Origin of the sequence: Vibrio cyclitrophicus (genome assembly GCA_023206055.1) — a bacterium.
GTDB classification, from domain to species: domain Bacteria; phylum Pseudomonadota; class Gammaproteobacteria; order Enterobacterales; family Vibrionaceae; genus Vibrio; species Vibrio cyclitrophicus_A.
The window spans coordinates 1-17,259 of record CP065366.1 but is presented as its reverse complement, the minus strand read 5'-3'; the positions used below and the strand labels follow the sequence as shown (position 1 = coordinate 17,259).

Below are 17,259 nucleotides of genomic sequence, written 5' to 3'. Positions count from 1 at the left end.
TTCATATTACCGATTCCTTATTTATCAGCAATGGTGCATAAGCGAATTTCTATATAATTATTTGAATGATAAATGTACGTGTTGTTTTATTTCAATAGGTTACAATATCTAGGTGCTTAATTTCGCAGTTAAATATCGATATTTACTCACTGCCTTGTGAGAGATCTCGCACAAGACAGGGAGTAAAAAGGGAGTATTTTTCCTTATTGGCCGATAGCGGCACCTTCACGACGAGGGTCTGCAGCACCTTCTAGACCATCTTTTGTGATGCGAATAGCGTGTAAACCCGAGTTAAGATCGCGAACGTTGACCTCAAATCCCATCTTTTCTAGCTCAGGTTTGAAGTTTTCCGCCGATGTTCCTTTTTCCAAATCTAAGGTTCCGAAACGGTTTAGGAAGTGTGGTTGGTTGATAGCTTGTTGGATATCCATGTCCCATTGGGTGTGGGCAATAATGGCTTGTGCCACATAACCTATGATACGACTGCCGCCCGGAGAACCGATCGCCATGTAAGGTTTGTCGTCTTGCATGATGATGGTCGGTGCCATTGAAGAACGTGGGCGCTTACCCGGTTCAAGTCGGTTCGCGATAGGCTTGCCATCGTTATGAGTCTTGAATGAGAAGTCGGTCAGTTCGTTGTTGAGCAGGAAGCCTCTCACCATCAGGCGTGAGCCAAATGCGTTCTCAATGGTGGTGGTCATCGATACGACATTGCCATCGCTATCGACAATATTGAAGTGGCTGGTGGAAGGCAGTTCAATAGACACATCTTGACTGCGTAGCATGGCATGATCCCACGGTGGGGTGCCCGATGGCGCGTTTTCTAGTGCCTTGCCTGCGGTAATTAGCTGAGCACGTTCCTGCAAATAGTCAGTATTCACTAACCCTTGGGTCGGCATTGGCACGTAATCTTGGTCTGCCATGTACATACCACGGTCTGCAAAGGCTAAGCGAGAAGCGTCTGCTAACACTTGCCAAGATTTCGCGTCGTTTGGTCCCCATGATTTGAGGTCAAACTGCTCGGTCATCGCTAATATTTGCCCAACGGTCAATGCACCTGAACTTGGTGGTCCCATTCCACATACTTGATAGCTTTCATAAGCAGAACAAACTGGCTCACGTTGCTTAATTGAATACGCGTCGAAATCTTTCTGCGCCAATACGCCAGGGTTACCTTTAGCAGTTTGCACTGTATTAATGATGTCGGCAGAAATTTCACCCTGATAGAAGGCCTTAGCACCGTTCTTCGAGATAGCATTTAACGTTGCCGCGTATTCTGGGTTCTTAAGTTGCGTACCCGCGGTTTTCGGGCTGCCATCGGCATTGAAGAAATAGGCTTTGGTAGTGGCAAAGCGGCTTAGGCGTTCTTGGTCGTTTTCGATCAAGGTGGCTAAACGTGGGCTGATGGTAAAACCTTTCTCAGCCAGTTGAGCAATGGGTTTAATCAGTGATGCCCACTCTAACTTGCCGTATTTCTGGTGAGTATCCCATAGTAATTGCACGGTGCCCGGTGTCGCAACGGAGCGACCGCCAACAACGGCATCATAAAACTTAAGCGGTTGGCCGTTTTCGTCTTGGAACAGACGTGGTGTGGCATCAAGTGGTGCAGTTTCACGACCATCGTAGGTTTTTAGTTGCTTGTCCTTGCCATCAAAATAAACAAGGAACGCACCACCACCAATACCTGATGATTGAGGCTCAACTAAGCCAAGCATAAGCTGCACGGCAACCATGGCATCAATGGCGTTACCACCACGAGCAAGCACATCAGCACCAGCTTGTGTTGCTAATGGGTTGGCTGCGGTGACCATCCAATCATTGGCTTTAACGAGTTGTTTGGTTTCTAAACCACTACTTTGTTCGGGTGCGACGGAATCGGCAGCTTGATTTGCCCAACTGACGTGAGAGGCAAAAAGTAGGGTAGAAGTGGCGAGGGTTGTTAGTTTTGTTTTCCACTGCATGATCTTCTCCTTTTAATATGCAGAGCTAGATTGGCAGTGGAAAGAGAAGATAGCCAGTACGTTGTTAACGAATTGTAATCTTGATTCGAATTTAAGCGATTAAACCAGACAGCGACTGCCAAAGAATACTTAAGCCGATAATGGTGAAGACCGCGCCACACAAAGCATCGATATAAACGGTCGCTTCATGCAGCTTTTTCTGCAGTGCTTTGGTTGAAAGCATCCACGCCAACAGTGAGAACCAAAAGAGTGATAGGCCAAATAGAATGATTAGGGCAAAGCCTTTACCTGAAAGCGACATATCAGCAGGGACTAAGCTCGACATTAAACTAACAAAGAACACCAAAGCCTTAGGGTTGAGAATATTGGTCATAAACCCTTTAGAAAATGCATCCCGTTTGTTGGTGAGAATCAGATCCTTTGAATTAACGACCTCTGAGTCATCGTCATGATGTTGGATGATCTGCCACGTGGCTTTTAATGCACCAAAACCGAGGTACAACAAGTAGCTGCCGCCTGCCAGCTGCATGATCGCAAATAGAGTCGGTTGCTGGTGGACGAGGTAACTGATGCCCGTCAAGCTGAGTAGTGAGTGCAGCAAGATCCCGCAAGATAAACCAAGCGCAATATACAAGCCGGTCTGGCGTCCGTGACGTGTTGCATTTTGTACGACGAGCGCAAAGTCAGGGCCTGGGCTCATCAAGGCGATAAAGTGGATAGAGGCAAGGGTGACTAAGATGGTGACTTCATTCATATCTGTTCCAGTAACTCGATTGTTCTGTTTGATTGTGTTGTTGAGCGCAGCTTACCGCGATTTCAAACCAGCCAATTGTAAATTATCAACATCTAGTTAATTTTCGAGGGAGAAACGCCAAATGCGGTCTTAAATGCCTTCGAAAAATGGGCTTGATCGTAAAACCCAACTTGATGAGCTACCTCTGTGCCGCCAATGCCTGACTTAATCAGTCGCATACCTTGCTCCATTCGTAAACGACTCAACCAAGCATAAGGCGTAATGCCCATCTTGTTCTTAAAGTGGCGTTGAAACTGAGTGGTGGTGAGATCGCACAGTTCAGACAGCTGTTCGAGTCGTACCGGTTGGTCGAGGTTTGCCATCAAATAGTCTTTGAGCGTGTACATCGATTGGGTACCAAGCTGCACCTCTGTTTTCGATCCAAATTGCGCGTAACGATCAACAATCGTCGAAAAACCTTCGAATGGTAGGCAATCTTGAGCAAGTTGACTGATGTTTGGGTTGATAAGTAGCCCGTGAAGGTTACACAATTGTAAAAAAGTCGCTTGATCGGAGAGGATCAATTCAGAAAAGCTTAAAGCGCGACCATTTTCTCTGTGATCGGCAAGATCGCCCAACCATTGTGGGGAGACAGCAAAGACACTGACTTGGTAGCCAGATTCTAGCTTTGAGTGACCATCATGCAACTCATCAGGTGGCATCATCACTACTTGTCCTGCGCCAGCGTGGTAGCTTGTCCCTTTATAGACAAACTTTTGCTGACCCTGAGTGATTAGGCCGATGTGAAAGTCCAAATGATAGTGGCGCTGAAAGGCAAACTCTTGGTATTGAGCTTGGATCAGGCTGATATCTTGGCTAGGTGTAGAGTAGTAGTGGACTTTATCCATGGAATAAAAAAGCTTGGTCAAATTATCATCAATTCAACCAAGCTTATATTCGTATCTAGAAATTGTCTTGTAAAAAACGATCAGTGTTACTGTTTCGCTCGTTTGTTCTTTTTGTTGTTACGAAGGCCGTCAAAGCTAAATACCACCAAGGCACCCCAGATAAAGGCGAAGGTAATCGCTTTGTCGCTGGTAAACGCTTCGCCGTAAATAAGAACCGCGAGCAAGAACATCAAGCTTGGACCGATGTACTGGAAGAAGCCGAGTGTAGATAGCTTCAAGCGAGTTGCTGCGCCAGTAAAACAAAGCAATGGAACAGTGGTGATCACACCTGCTGCAACCAGTAATAGATTGAGCTGCATCGGGTTCATCAAGAAATCTGACGTTGCGCTGTCTGCGATAAACAACAAGTACGTTGCAGCGATAGGCAGCATCACCAGTGTCTCAATAAATAAGCCAGTTTGAGCTTCCAAGCTAACCTTTTTGCGTAACAAGCCATAGAAACCAAAGCTGAAGGCTAGGGCAATGGCAACGATCGGCACAGAGCCAAACGCGATCAATTGAATTATCACGCCAATCGCAGCAAGACTAACGGCAAACCATTGAAGCTTGCGTAAGCGTTCGCCAAGGAAGAACATTCCGAGTAACACGTTAATCAGCGGGTTGATGTAATAGCCTAAGCTGGCATCGAGCATGTGGTTGGAGTTCACCGCCCAAATGAAAATAAGCCAGTTGGCGCCCACTAAAATCGAAGTGGCGACTAAATAGAGCATTTTTGGTTTAGAGGTGAGGGTGTCTCGAACCTTACGCCAGCCACGACTCATGTGCAGTAGAAAAGCGAGTAGGAAAAAAGACCATACTACACGGTGGCTAAGAATCTCAAATGGGGATACTTCGCTTAAAGATTTGAAATATATGGGAGCGATTCCCCACATGGTGTAAGCGGCAACGGCAAGCAAAATTCCCTGTCGCGTACGTTGTTGGTCGTCTTGTGTCATGTAACTTTCTCTAGCACTGAGTGCTTATTAATAAGATTTATAAAGAGAGTTGGTCAGTATAGGAGCGTTAACCCTTTTCACCTAACAATTTGCGGTTTAATTCGCCAGCGTTCCCCTCTACAATGTGCGCCTTGCTTGCCAATGCTGCACGCTGACTTTATACCTTGATTAGGAACCACAATGACCGCCACTCTGATTGCTGAGCAAACACCAACTCCCGCGAATGATGCGCAAGATATCTTACAAGATGTCTTTGGTTATCAAAGCTTTCGTGATGGTCAGCAAGAGGTCATAGACCTAGCCGTTGAAGGCAAAGACAGCTTGGTGATTATGCCAACCGGTGGTGGTAAATCTCTGTGTTACCAGATCCCGGCTTTAGTGCGTGATGGGCTGACTTTGGTTATCTCACCGCTCATTTCATTGATGAAAGACCAAGTTGACCAATTGAAAGCCAATGGCGTGGCGGCTGAGTGCATAAACTCATCAATGCCACGCGATCAACTGTTGAGCGTGTTCAACCGCATGAACTCAGGCCAATTGAAGATGGTTTATGCTTCGCCAGAGCGTGTGTTGATGCGTGACTTCATTGAGCGCTTGCAAGGCTTACCGCTTTCGATGATTGCGGTGGATGAGGCGCACTGTATCTCTCAGTGGGGACACGATTTCCGTCCTGAATATGCTTTGCTAGGCCAGCTTAAACAGTATTTCCCGCATGTGCCTTATATGGCGCTGACAGCAACCGCTGACGATGCGACGCGCAAAGATATTATCTCGCGTTTGCAGCTGGTGGAGCCGCACACGTACTTAGGCAGCTTCGATCGCCCTAATATTCGCTACAACCTAGTTGAGAAGCACAAGCCCGTGTCTCAGGTGGTTCGCTACCTAGAAACACAGAAAGGCAATTGCGGTATCATCTATTGTGGTAGCCGTAAGAAAGTGGAAATGGTGACCGAGAAGCTGTGCAATAACGGTATTCGTGCTGCGGGTTATCATGCAGGCATGGACACCGACGAACGCGCTTACGTTCAAGAAGCTTTCCAACGTGATGATATTCAGATTGTGGTCGCGACCGTGGCCTTCGGTATGGGCATCAATAAACCCAACGTACGCTTTGTGGTGCATTTTGATATCCCACGCAACATCGAATCTTACTATCAAGAGACAGGCCGCGCAGGTCGTGATGGCTTGCCTGCTGAAGCTATGATGTTGTTTGACCCTGCTGATATGGGTTGGCTGCGTCGTATGCTGGATGAAAAAGAAGAAGGCCCGCAAAAACAAGTTGAGATGCACAAGCTGAACGCGATGAGTGCCTTTGCCGAAGCGCAAACGTGTCGTCGTCAGGTTCTGTTGAACTACTTTGGCGAATATCGCGAGAAGCAATGTGGCAACTGCGATATCTGCCTAGATCCACCAAAACACTTTGATGCGACCCAAGAGGCGCAGAAAGCGTTGTCTTGTGTGTACCGTGTTAATCAGTCATTTGGTATGGGCTACGTGGTCGAAGTAATGCGTGGTATGCAGAACATCCGTGTGCGCGATAATGGTCACGATAAGCTGTCTACTTACGGTATTGGCCGCGACCATAGCCACGATTACTGGATCAGTATCTTCCGTCAGCTTATTCACAAAGGCTTGTTGTTCCAGAACATCACTCGTAACTCGACATTACAGTTAACAGAAGAAGCGCGTCCGCTACTGCGTGGTGAGATGTCTTTGGAGTTGGCTGTACCTCGTTTAGATACGGCGGTGCGTAATGCCAAGTCCGATAAGTTAAGCAGCAAGAACTACGATAAGAAGTTGTTTGCCAAACTGCGTAAGCTGCGTAAGTCGATCGCTGATGAAGATGGTTTACCACCTTATGTGGTATTCAGTGATGCGACCTTGATTGATATGGCTGAAGTATTGCCTACCTCATACGGTGAGATGCTGGCGGTTAACGGTGTTGGTCAGCGTAAACTCGATAAGTACGCGGACCCATTCTTAGATTTGATTCAAGAACACATCACGACACACGGTTAATTGGCTAATTCCTAGTTTTCAGAAGCGTTTAGCTATAAAGCGATTAGCCCATAGAAAAGAATAAGGTTGATAGGGACATGACAACACCAACAGAATTTGGCTTAAGAGAGTATTTGGCTGAGGAAGGGCGTTTATTGATTACGTCTCCAAGTTTTGATTTTGATTCTTATGAAGTGCTAGGTGAAAAGCTGGTGGCATTGCTGTCAGCGTCAGTTGTTGAAAAGCAATGGGACGCCGATATGCATTCTTGGTTGATTGATTTTGAAGATTGTCGGATGTTTTTAAAGTCTGAACATTACAGTGAATCAATCTGGTTTGAGTCTTTAAACGCGGAAGAAAGCCGAGAAGAGTTTGATTATTTAGCGACGCTTTTCAAGCGTGGCTTCTAACTTCAAGCGCATTTCTAATTTTAGGCATAGAACCTAAAAACCTCGCTTTAAAAAACATAGCTTTTAACGCCATTCACCAATAAAAGTGAGGATAAACGATTGCGTCTGTTCTCACCGTTGCAGCTAATATTGATTAATGTATAATCGCCCGCCGCTCAATAGAGCAAATTATAGAAACATTTTTAATTCACATTATTGGTAAGAGCTTTCTTAGTTTATTCGAAGAAATGACTCGATTTGGGTTCCCTCACCCCCAAACCAAACTAAAAAGGTACAGCATGAGTAACTTTACCCCTGCGCAACAGCGCAAAGCCCTAGCACTATTAGTTTTGTTCCATTTGATCATTATTGCATCAAGCAATTATTTGGTTCAGCTCCCTTTTACCGTCTTCGGTATGCACACCACTTGGGGTGCTTTCACTTTCCCGTTTATCTTCTTAGCGACCGATCTGACCGTACGCATCTTTGGCGCACAGCTTGCTCGTAAAATCATTTTCTTAGTGATGTTGCCGGCACTGGCCGTTTCTTATTTATTGTCTGTGGTGTTCTTTGAAGGTTCATTCCAAGGCTTTAGCCAGCTGGGTGAGTTCAACTTGTTTGTTGCACGTATCGCCGCGGCAAGTTTCATGGCTTATCTGCTTGGTCAGATCTTAGATGTGCATGTTTTCAACCGTCTGCGTCAGCTTAAACAGTGGTGGGTAGCCCCAACGTGTTCAACGCTATTTGGTAACGCGCTCGATACCATCGCGTTCTTTGCGATTGCTTTCTACCAAAGCCCAGATCCATTCATGGCTGAGCACTGGACTGAGATTGCATTGGTCGATTATGGCTTCAAGCTTATCATCAGCTTAGGTCTGTTTGTTCCAATGTACGGTGTGCTTCTAAATTACGTAGTTAAGAAGTTAACAGCAGTGAACCCTGACTTTAAAGCGACAGGTGTGAACGCTTAAGTTTGAGACTTGTAACGCAAAGCATTAATGCAGCGATAAGAAAAAGGCCAAGTTAGTTTACTAACTTGGCCTTTTTTAATTTCTAGCGTCAGATACTAATATCAGAGGCATTCAATATTCAATGGCCAGCCAATATCGGTTTGTCTATTCGATTCGATCTCTAGCTCAGCAGCGGTAAGTGGGTTTTCTGCTAGCCATTGCTTAGAAAGCGTCAAGGTCAGGTTGTTACCATCGGTTGCAAGCTTAAACTCAGGCTCTAGCGCTGGATTGCGACGGTGAGTCAGCAAAATAGCTAAGCGCAGAATACGTAAAATACGCTTGCTGCTCGTACCAGAAACAGCGTGTTGCTCTGGTAGTGAGGTTAATTGCTCACGGTAGCGACGTGCTAACTCACCCAAGTAGTGCTTTTGAGCTCGGGTAAAGCCTGGCAAGTCTAAGTTCTGTAGTAAGTAAGCGCTGTGCTCTCCGCCTTTTTTGAAATCAATGGTTAAACCGATTTCATGAAGCTTCGCGGCAGTTTGCAATAATACGCTAGCTTGAGGCTCTGAAACCCAAGTTTCGGCTCCTGCTTGTTCAAACAACGTTTGTGCTAGTGCAGCCACTTGTTCACCGTAGCTCACGTCCATTTGGTAGCGAGATTGAACGCTTGTCACGGTACGAGCTCGGATATCTTCTTGGCGTAGTTCGTCAACCATCTCGTAGGCAAGACCTTCACGCAGTGCGCCGCCAGCAAGTGTCATCGAATCAATTTCAAGCAGCTCAAAAATCGCGATAAGAATAGACAGACCACTTGGGAACACTAATGCACGTTCAAGGGTTAAGCCTTCTATCTCTAGCTCTTCTAAGCGCTCTGTAATCATCGCTTGTTTTTGTAGACGCTTAAGTTTGGCATGAGTAATCACTTCATCCATGCCTTGCGCCAACATGATTTCTTGCAGTGCTTGAACAGTGCCACTTGCGCCTACGCACACATCCCATCCGATATCAGTGTAGCTATTTAGGATAGGAGCCAAGGTAGACTTCGCCGCTTCAATGGCGTTGTTAAAGTTGGTTGCGGTTAATTGGCGATCTTTAAAGTGGCGTTCAAGCCAAGTCACACAGCCCATTTTTAAGCTGGTTAGTGCTTTCGCTGAGAAGCCTTCACCGATTATCATTTCGGTACTTGCGCCACCAATATCCACTACCAGTCGGCGGCCGCTGCCACCAGAAGTGTGTGCTACGCCCTTATAGATAGTCGCAGCTTCTTCCTCACCAGAGATAACATTGATGTCGTAACCAAGAATCTGGTTCGCTTTCTCTAGAAAGATATCCACATTGATAGCAGTACGTAGGGTCGCTGTACCTACAATGCGGATATTTTCTTTCGGAATATCTTGCAGTCGCTCTGCAAAGAGACTCAAACAGTCCCAACCGCGCTGCATGGCTTCAGTACTAAGCGCATTATTTTCATCTAAGCCTGCAGCTAAACGCACTTTGCGCTTAATTTTAGCCATGGTTTGTACGCTGCCATCGATATGACGCACAACGAGCATATGAAAACTGTTCGACCCAAGGTCGATTGCAGCGTAAAGCGGGGGTGACACTGTTTGACTCATAAGCGACTAAGCTTCCTTGTTATGACGCGGTTGGCGTGGGCGACGGTTCTGGTTTGGTTTACGGTTACCGTTGCGTGGACCATTGTTGTTTGAGCGACGTTGTTGCGGGTTACGTGTACGTAAGCGCATCGGTGCTGGCAGATCTTCTAGTAGTGCAGAAGCATCGTAGTCAGACATTGGGATAGCGTGCTCAATGTATTCTTCGATTGGTGGCAAGTTGATTGCGTAATCTTCACAAGCAAAGCTGATCGAGTGACCGCTTTCACCAGCACGACCTGTACGGCCGATACGGTGAACGTAATCTTCACAGTCATCAGGTAGGTCAAAGTTGAATACGTGTGTTACTTGAGGGATGTGTAGGCCACGTGCTGCAACATCCGTTGCGACAAGCAGGTCAACATCACCTTTAGTGAATTGCTCAAGAATCTTTTCACGTTTCTTCTGAGGAACATCACCCGTTAGCAAACCAACACGGTGACCATCGGCAGCCAAGTGGCCCCAAACTGATTCACATTTGTGCTTAGTGTTAGCGAAGATGATTGCGCGATCTGGCCACTCTTCTTCGATTAACGTTTGTAGAAGAGCCATTTTGTGTTCGTTAGAAGGGTAGAAAAGCTCTTCTTGAATACGGTGACCGGTCTTGCGCTCAGGTTCAACAACGACATGCTCTGGGTTGTGCATATGTTCGAATGCAAGTTCTTGTACGCGGTAAGACAGCGTCGCAGAGAACAGCATGTTCAGGCGATCTTTAGGTTCTGGCATACGACGGAACAAGAAGCGGATGTCTTTGATGAAACCAAGATCGAACATGCGATCAGCTTCGTCAAGAACAACAGCTTGAATGTGGTTAAGGTTAAATACCTTTTGTTTGTAGAAATCGATGATGCGACCAGTCGTACCAATTAAGATATCTGCGCCTTCTTCGATCTTACCTAGTTGCTTGTCGTAGCTCTCGCCACCGTAAGCTAATGCTGCTTTTATACCCGTGCTTTCAACCAGAGAGTCAGCATCGTTGTAGATCTGAATCGCGAGTTCACGTGTTGGAGCCATAATAATCGCACGTGGCTGATTAGGCTTGCGGCCTTCATGCTCAGGTGTTTTTAGCAGGTGGTTGAATGTAGCAGTAAGAAACGCTAGCGTTTTACCAGTACCCGTTTGGGCCTGGCCTGCGATGTCTTGGCCGGTGAGCAGTACCGGGAGCGCCAAGGCTTGGATAGGGGTACAGTAATCGAACCCTTTTTTCTCCAATCCTTCAATGACTTGCGGGAGTAAATCCAAGTCGGCGAACTTTTGCTCTGTGATATGCGTCTTTTTCATTGGTATAGAATATCAGCTTAAGCTTGCAATACGAAAGTAAATACATTCCAATAGGGCATCTATTTACTGGTTATCATCCAACCAGTTCTAAAAAATACATTGGAGTGGAAGATGAGTGATAAGATTTTGCAGCTAACTGATGACGGTTTTGATAACGATGTGATCAACGCTGCAGGCCCGGTTCTTGTTGATTTTTGGGCAGAATGGTGTGGTCCATGTAAAATGATTGCTCCGATTCTTGATGAAATCGCAGACGAGTACGAAGGCAAACTCACTATCGGTAAATTAAATATCGACCAGAATGCTGGAACTCCACCAAAGTTTGGTATTCGTGGTATTCCAACGCTACTTCTTTTCAAAGATGGCGGCGTAGCAGCAACTAAAGTTGGTGCATTGTCTAAAACTCAACTTAAAGAGTTCCTAGACGCTAACCTTTAATTAGGTCAGCATTTGAAAAGAAACCGCGCAGTTAACAAATGCGCGGTTTTGTTTTTTCTAAGCTATGGACTAGTATTAGTTTTAGTGCTAATTTATCGCACGTTAATTGAACGATTTTCTCTTCTTGGTCGATCCTGTGACCAACTCCTTCTTAACTTAAGAAAACAGATCCTATTTTGACTAAACAAACTTCCACCACTATGAATCTTACTGAACTGAAGAACAGACCTGTGTCTGAGCTTGTTAAACTTAGCGAAAGCTTAGGTCTTGAAAATCAAGCTCGCCTAAGAAAACAAGACATTATCTTCTCCATCCTTAAAGCACATGCAAAAAGTGGTGAAGACATCTTTGGTGATGGTGTTCTAGAAATTCTTCAAGACGGTTTTGGTTTCCTACGTAGCGCCGACAGTTCATATTTGGCTGGCCCAGATGATATCTACGTATCTCCAAGCCAAATTCGTCGTTTTAACCTACGTACAGGTGACTCTATTGGCGGTAAAATCCGTCCACCTAAAGACGGTGAGCGTTACTTTGCACTGCTTAAAGTAAACACGGTTAACTACGACAAGCCAGACAACGCTCGTAACAAGATTCTTTTCGAAAACCTTACTCCTCTTCATGCCAACGAACGTATGGTGATGGAGGCGGGTAATGGTGCGACTGAAGATATTACAGCTCGTATTCTTGACCTTGCATCTCCAATCGGTAAAGGCCAGCGTGGTCTGATTGTTGCTCCGCCTAAAGCGGGTAAGACAATGCTTCTGCAAAACATTGCTCAAAGCATTGCTCGTAACCATCCAGAGTGTGAACTCATGGTTCTACTTATCGATGAGCGTCCAGAAGAAGTAACAGAAATGCAGCGTCTAGTTAAAGGCGAAGTAGTTGCTTCAACATTCGATGAGCCAGCATCTCGCCACGTACAAGTTGCAGAAATGGTTATCGAGAAAGCGAAACGCCTTGTTGAACACAAGAAAGACGTGGTTATCCTACTGGATTCTATTACTCGTCTAGCTCGTGCTTACAACACTGTGATTCCTTCATCAGGTAAAGTTCTTACTGGTGGTGTTGACGCAAATGCTCTACATCGTCCAAAGCGTTTCTTCGGTGCGGCACGTAATGTAGAAGAAGGCGGTAGCTTAACTATCATCGCAACTGCACTGGTTGATACTGGTTCTAAGATGGATGAAGTTATCTACGAAGAATTCAAAGGTACAGGTAACATGGAACTGCACCTTAACCGTAAGATTGCTGAAAAGCGTGTATTCCCAGCGATTGACTTCAACCGCTCTGGTACTCGTCGCGAAGAGCTTCTTACGAAGAACGATGAACTACAGAAGATGTGGATCCTACGTAAGATTGTTCACCCAATGGGCGAAATCGATGCAATGGAATTCCTTATCGATAAGCTAGCAATGACCAAAACGAACGATGAGTTCTTTGACGCAATGCGTCGTCAGTAGCCTTGATTAGCTGATAGTTATTAAAAAGCGCTGCCTTCGGGTGGCGCTTTTTATTTGCATTTTGTAGCTACAGCTTGCAGAATGACCAAAAGTGTTACGAGGAAGTTAAAATGCAACATGGACTGTTGTCATCATTACTCCTGTCTACTTCACTGTTACTTTCCCCGGTCGGTATGAGCTATGCCACTGAGATGTCTCCAACGACAGTAGAGTCTTGGCTTGAGAATGATCAAGTAAAACTGAAAACTGCTGAATTACTCGAATTTGTCGTACGTGACGAAGTCAATTCGCTGCGCTTTGCACTCGAGCGTCTGACATTTCCTCAGCAAGAGGTGGCTCGTTACCAGCTCTTGAAAAAGCTCGAACAGCAAAAAGTCGTCCTCACGCCTAAGATGTCTATCTTCATTGAACAGCAACTTGCTCTTACGCCAACTTACCAAGTATTGGAGCGTGGCGATGGCTATGAGTTTACGGTACCTGCCTTTAATTACCCTTCGATTGCTAACCGATTAATCAAACAATGGCGCCAAGACCAAAAGACATTGGTCTTTGTGTTAGATGCTGAGAAACAAGAGCTCGATTTAAAAGAGTGGTTATCTGGCCTAGAGCATCAGGTTCAAGCGCGAGAAGCGCTGCTAATCAGAGAGCTCGATAGTTTGTCACCTGAAGCAGTTGATTATTTGACTAAGCAACTGACCACTTCGTCTATCGTAAGTTGGTTGCCCTCAACGGAAGTTGTGGTTCGACTGGCACAGGTCAGTGAAGACCCTGAAGTCTACAAGATTTTATGGCGCATGAAGGCTGACTACCATAGCCAAGCAGAGCTGGTACGTCTTGCTGAAACCAAACAAGCGTTCGCGCTTGAACAGGTTATGGCTGCGACCAAGAACCCGCGCTTGAAAGATGAAGCCATCATGTTATTGACCAAGGTGAACCCGCTCTCAGAAGAGGTGAAACAGTTTCTTGTTTCTAGGATGGCGATAGCCGATGAAGCCTCATTAGTTGCTCGTGAACTGGCAAAACAAGGTCATACTCGCTGGTTGCAAGATCTTGTGAATGATAACCCTCAGGTTAAGAGTTCTTTGATCGAGCAAGCATTACCTTAAAGTGGATTTTGGCTCTCAATAACCTTACTAAAAAGGGGGATCTCAGTGTCGCCCTTTTTGATATACTGAGCGCAGAATAATCAGCATGTAGAAGCCCTATGAGTTTTAAAGATTTACGTGATTTTGTCGACCATCTTGAAAGCATTGGTCAGTTGAAACGCATTTCTCACCCTGTCGACCCAGACTATGAAATGACCGAGATTAGCGACCGTACTCTACGTGCTGGTGGCCCGGCTCTTTTATTTGAAAACCCCGTAGGCTATGACATGCCTGTTTTGACCAATCTATTCGGTACACCTGATCGCGTAGCCATTGGTATGGGGCGTCAAGAAGTCAAAGAGTTACGCGAAGTGGGTAAGTTACTTGCTTACTTAAAAGAACCTGAGCCACCGAAAGGTTTTAAAGACGCTATCGATAAGCTGCCTGTGTTTAAGCAAGTCTTAAACATGCCAGCTAAGCGTCTTCGTAAGGCGGCCTGTCAACAAATCGTATGGCAAGGTGATGACGTCGATCTTGATAAAATCCCGGTGATGAGTTGCTGGGCTGATGATGTCGCACCATTGTTAACATGGGGTTTGACCGTTACGCGTGGTCCGAACAAGAAACGCCAAAACTTAGGTATCTATCGCCAACAAAAGATTGGTAAGAATAAAATCATCATGCGTTGGTTAGCCCACCGTGGTGGCGCGCTCGATCTACGTGATTGGATGGAAACCAACCCTGGCAAGCCATTCCCTGTATCGGTAGCGTTTGGTGCAGATCCTGCCACCATTCTTGGTGCTGTTACACCCGTTCCAGATACCTTATCGGAATACGCGTTTGCCGGTTTATTGCGTGGCAGTAAAACTGAGGTCGTTAAATCAATCAGTAACGACCTAGAAGTTCCTGCAAGTGCAGAAATCGTGATGGAAGGTTACATCGACCCGAATGAGTTTGCAGACGAGGGGCCATACGGAGACCATACTGGTTACTACAACGAGAAAGAAAAGCATCATGTGTTTACTATTACTCATGTAACCATGCGCGAAAACCCGATCTATCACAGTACCTATACTGGCCGTCCACCTGATGAGCCCGCAGTATTAGGTGTTGCGTTAAATGAAGTGTTTGTTCCTATTCTGCAAAAGCAATTCCCAGAGATAGAAGACTTCTACTTGCCACCTGAAGGTTGTTCGTACCGAATGGCGGTAGTGACCATGAAGAAGCAATACCCAGGTCACGCTAAGCGAGTGATGATGGGTGTATGGTCTTTCCTACGCCAATTCATGTACACAAAATTTGTCTTGGTATGCGATGAGGATGTCAACGCTCGAGATTGGTCTGAAGTGACCGCTGCCATGTGTGAACATATGGATCCGTCTCGTGACAGCCTGATGATAGAGAACACACCTATCGATTCACTAGATTTTGCATCGCCAGTGGTAGGTTTAGGCTCAAAAATGGGTTTAGACATTACTAAGAAGTGGGATGCGGAGCTGGCACTATCACCTGATGCTCAATCTTTACCTATAAATAGTCAGCATATTGAAGGTTGCCTAGCTGAGCTAACCGAAACCTTCCCTGAAATTATTGATATTCACTTACAGAATGACAATGCGTGCATGGTCGTTGTGTCTATCGATAAACAAGCGGCAGGCAATGGTAAGAAAATCATTGAAGCGGTCTGGTCTCAGTTCGATGAGAACAAGTTTGTCATCGTGTGTGATAGTGACGTTAACGTTAGTGACTGGAATGACATTATCTGGGCGGTGACTACAAGAATGGATCCTGCAAGAGATACGTTCTTCCTGAAAAAACAAACTGGACATTCAAAAATGGGTCTAGATGCGACGAACAAGTTTGAAGGTGAATGCCTACGTGAGTGGGGTGTTCCAATCACTAAAAACCCAGACGTCGTTAAAAAAATTGATAGCATCTGGGAACAACTAGGAATCTCATGAGCTTCCAAGTAGTCTTATACCCAGAAAATATCAGTTTTACCGTAGAAAAAGGGCAAACGGTTTTGGATGCTGCGCTCAACAGCAATGTCAATTTTCCAAACCGCTGCCAAGTTGGTGCATGCGCTATGTGTATGTGCAAAAAATTAGAAGGCCAAGTGAGTTACCACCTTGAACCCATGCTTACAGAGAAAGAGCAGCTACAAGGTTGGATTTTTGCTTGCCAAGCATTTGCAGAAAGTAATTTAGTTCTAACCTTTGCCGATTAAGGGTTAGTGAGAGGAAGAACATGACTATTAAATGTAAAGTGAAGTCTATCGAGCCATTAGCTTGTAACACTTACCAAATCCTACTTCACCCAGAAACACCAGTAGCTTTTAAAGCGGGCCAATACTTGATGGTTGAAATGGGTGAAAAAGATAAGCGTCCATTTTCGATTGCAAGCAGCCCTTGTCGTCATGAAGGCGAGCTTGAGTTACACATTGGTGCAGCTGAGCACAATGCTTACGCTTCAGAAGTTGTTGAGGCAATGAAGAAAGCGCAAGCTGAAGATGGTGACATAGCGATTGATGCTCCGCACGGTGATGCATGGGTTAAAGAAGAAAGCGATCGTCCTCTGTTACTCATTGCTGGTGGTACTGGCTTTAGCTACGTGCGCTCTATTCTCGATCACTGCATCGCGCAGAATAGTAAAAAAGAGATCCATCTATACTGGGGCGCAAAAGATGAGTGTCAGCTGTATGCGAAAGAAGAGCTTGTCGACATTGCAGCAAAACACAGCAATGTACATTTTGTACCAGTAGTAGAAGAAGCGCCTGAGGTTTGGCAAGGTCAAACGGGTAATGTACTTGAAGCAATCACGCAAAGTTTCGAATCATTAGCTGATTTCGATATCTACATTGCGGGTCGTTTCGAAATGGCAGGTGCTGCAAGAGACTTGTTTACTCAGAATAAAGAAGCAAAGCGTGACCATATGTACGCAGATGCTTACGCATTTATCTAAGAATACTTTTAGATTTAGAGCAAAAAGAGAGCAGAAATGCTCTCTTTTTTCTGTTTAGGTGAACTATTAGGCACTTAACCTCTATTTATTCATTTTTCATGAAAAAGTAGTTGCTAAGCTGAGTGGGTTCCCTATAATGCGACACCACTGAGACGGCAGACGCCACAAGGCTTCAGCGATAATCAGTCAGACGGAAAGCGACAAAAATTAAATTTCAAAAAGTGTTTGACACTGAATGTTAATTCGCTAGAATGGCCGTCCACTTCGAGAGGCTCCTTGCTTAAAAGGAACGCTCAACAAGTGAAGCTCTTTAACAATTTAAACCTATCAATCTGTGTGGGCACTCGTTGATGAATATCAAAACGTTTTATCGTTAGATAAAACAGATTCTTCGGAATCAACTTTGGTTTCAATGAACTGAGTGACCAATACGAATAACTACTTTCTA

Annotated in this window: 15 protein-coding genes; 9 read left to right on the top strand and 6 right to left on the bottom strand. The window is 45.4% G+C overall.

What is annotated here, in order from left to right:
- Positions 1–203: 203 nt before the first annotated feature.
- The 4 genes from ggt to rarD form a co-directional block, all read right to left on the bottom strand.
- A complete protein-coding gene (gene ggt / locus ITG09_00075; GenBank protein UPR52122.1) occupies positions 204–1,961 on the bottom strand; it encodes a gamma-glutamyltransferase in 1,758 nt (585 codons plus the stop codon).
- Between the two features lie 91 nt (positions 1,962–2,052).
- Positions 2,053–2,715, bottom strand: a complete 663-nt coding sequence (locus tag ITG09_00070; protein UPR52121.1) for a LysE family translocator — start codon at positions 2,713–2,715, stop codon at positions 2,053–2,055.
- Positions 2,716–2,807: 92 nt separating this feature from the next.
- Positions 2,808–3,602 carry an AraC family transcriptional regulator gene (locus ITG09_00065; protein UPR52120.1) on the bottom strand — a complete coding sequence of 265 codons (795 nt, stop codon included), beginning with the start codon at positions 3,600–3,602 and terminating at the stop codon, positions 2,808–2,810.
- Between the two features lie 86 nt (positions 3,603–3,688).
- Positions 3,689–4,597 (bottom strand): EamA family transporter RarD, encoded by a 909-nt coding sequence (gene rarD, locus ITG09_00060; GenBank protein ID UPR52119.1) that lies wholly within the window; start codon positions 4,595–4,597, stop codon positions 3,689–3,691.
- A gap of 180 nt (positions 4,598–4,777) precedes the next feature.
- Between rarD and recQ the strand changes: the two genes are divergently transcribed.
- The 3 genes from recQ to ITG09_00045 all read left to right on the top strand — a co-directional run bounded on the left by recQ (position 4,778) and on the right by ITG09_00045 (position 7,955).
- Positions 4,778–6,616 carry an ATP-dependent DNA helicase RecQ gene (gene recQ, locus ITG09_00055; protein UPR52118.1) on the top strand — a complete coding sequence of 613 codons (1,839 nt, stop codon included), beginning with the start codon at positions 4,778–4,780 and terminating at the stop codon, positions 6,614–6,616.
- A 77-nt stretch (positions 6,617–6,693) separates the two neighbouring features.
- Positions 6,694–7,005, top strand: a complete 312-nt coding sequence (locus ITG09_00050; GenBank protein UPR52117.1) for a DUF3630 family protein — start codon at positions 6,694–6,696, stop codon at positions 7,003–7,005.
- 278 nt (positions 7,006–7,283) lie between these two features.
- The gene (locus tag ITG09_00045; protein ID UPR52116.1) at positions 7,284–7,955 is read left to right on the top strand and encodes a 7-cyano-7-deazaguanine/7-aminomethyl-7-deazaguanine transporter; all 672 of its coding nucleotides are present in this window, start codon (positions 7,284–7,286) and stop codon (positions 7,953–7,955) included.
- A 101-nt stretch (positions 7,956–8,056) separates the two neighbouring features.
- On the opposite strand, the gene gppA is transcribed toward ITG09_00045, so the two are convergent.
- Both gppA and rhlB read right to left on the bottom strand, forming a co-directional pair.
- Positions 8,057–9,550, bottom strand: a complete 1,494-nt coding sequence (gppA, locus tag ITG09_00040) for a guanosine-5'-triphosphate,3'-diphosphate diphosphatase (GenBank protein ID UPR52115.1) — start codon at positions 9,548–9,550, stop codon at positions 8,057–8,059.
- Between the two features lie 6 nt (positions 9,551–9,556).
- A complete protein-coding gene (gene rhlB, locus ITG09_00035; protein ID UPR52114.1) occupies positions 9,557–10,867 on the bottom strand; it encodes an ATP-dependent RNA helicase RhlB in 1,311 nt (436 codons plus the stop codon).
- A 111-nt stretch (positions 10,868–10,978) separates the two neighbouring features.
- Between rhlB and trxA the strand changes: the two genes are divergently transcribed.
- The 6 genes from trxA (at position 10,979) to fre (ending at position 16,811) form a co-directional block, all read left to right on the top strand.
- Entirely contained in the window at positions 10,979–11,305 is a 327-nt protein-coding gene (gene trxA / locus ITG09_00030; protein ID UPR52113.1) for a thioredoxin TrxA, read from the top strand.
- Positions 11,306–11,505: 200 nt separating this feature from the next.
- On the top strand, positions 11,506–12,765 hold the full coding sequence (gene rho / locus ITG09_00025) for a transcription termination factor Rho (protein ID UPR53558.1): 1,260 nt from the start codon (positions 11,506–11,508) through the stop codon (positions 12,763–12,765).
- Between the two features lie 110 nt (positions 12,766–12,875).
- Positions 12,876–13,871 (top strand): hypothetical protein, encoded by a 996-nt coding sequence (locus tag ITG09_00020; GenBank protein UPR52112.1) that lies wholly within the window; start codon positions 12,876–12,878, stop codon positions 13,869–13,871.
- A 98-nt stretch (positions 13,872–13,969) separates the two neighbouring features.
- Complete coding sequence (ubiD, locus tag ITG09_00015; GenBank protein UPR52111.1) at positions 13,970–15,811, top strand: 4-hydroxy-3-polyprenylbenzoate decarboxylase; 1,842 nt, start codon at positions 13,970–13,972, stop codon at positions 15,809–15,811.
- Positions 15,808–16,077, top strand: coding sequence for a 2Fe-2S iron-sulfur cluster binding domain-containing protein (locus ITG09_00010; GenBank protein UPR52110.1), 270 nt, complete (start codon positions 15,808–15,810; stop codon positions 16,075–16,077). Before ubiD ends, ITG09_00010 begins: the two co-directional genes overlap by 4 nt.
- A 20-nt stretch (positions 16,078–16,097) precedes the next feature.
- Positions 16,098–16,811, top strand: a complete 714-nt coding sequence (fre, locus tag ITG09_00005; GenBank protein UPR52109.1) for an NAD(P)H-flavin reductase — start codon at positions 16,098–16,100, stop codon at positions 16,809–16,811.
- The last annotated feature ends 448 nt before the right edge of the window (positions 16,812–17,259 follow it).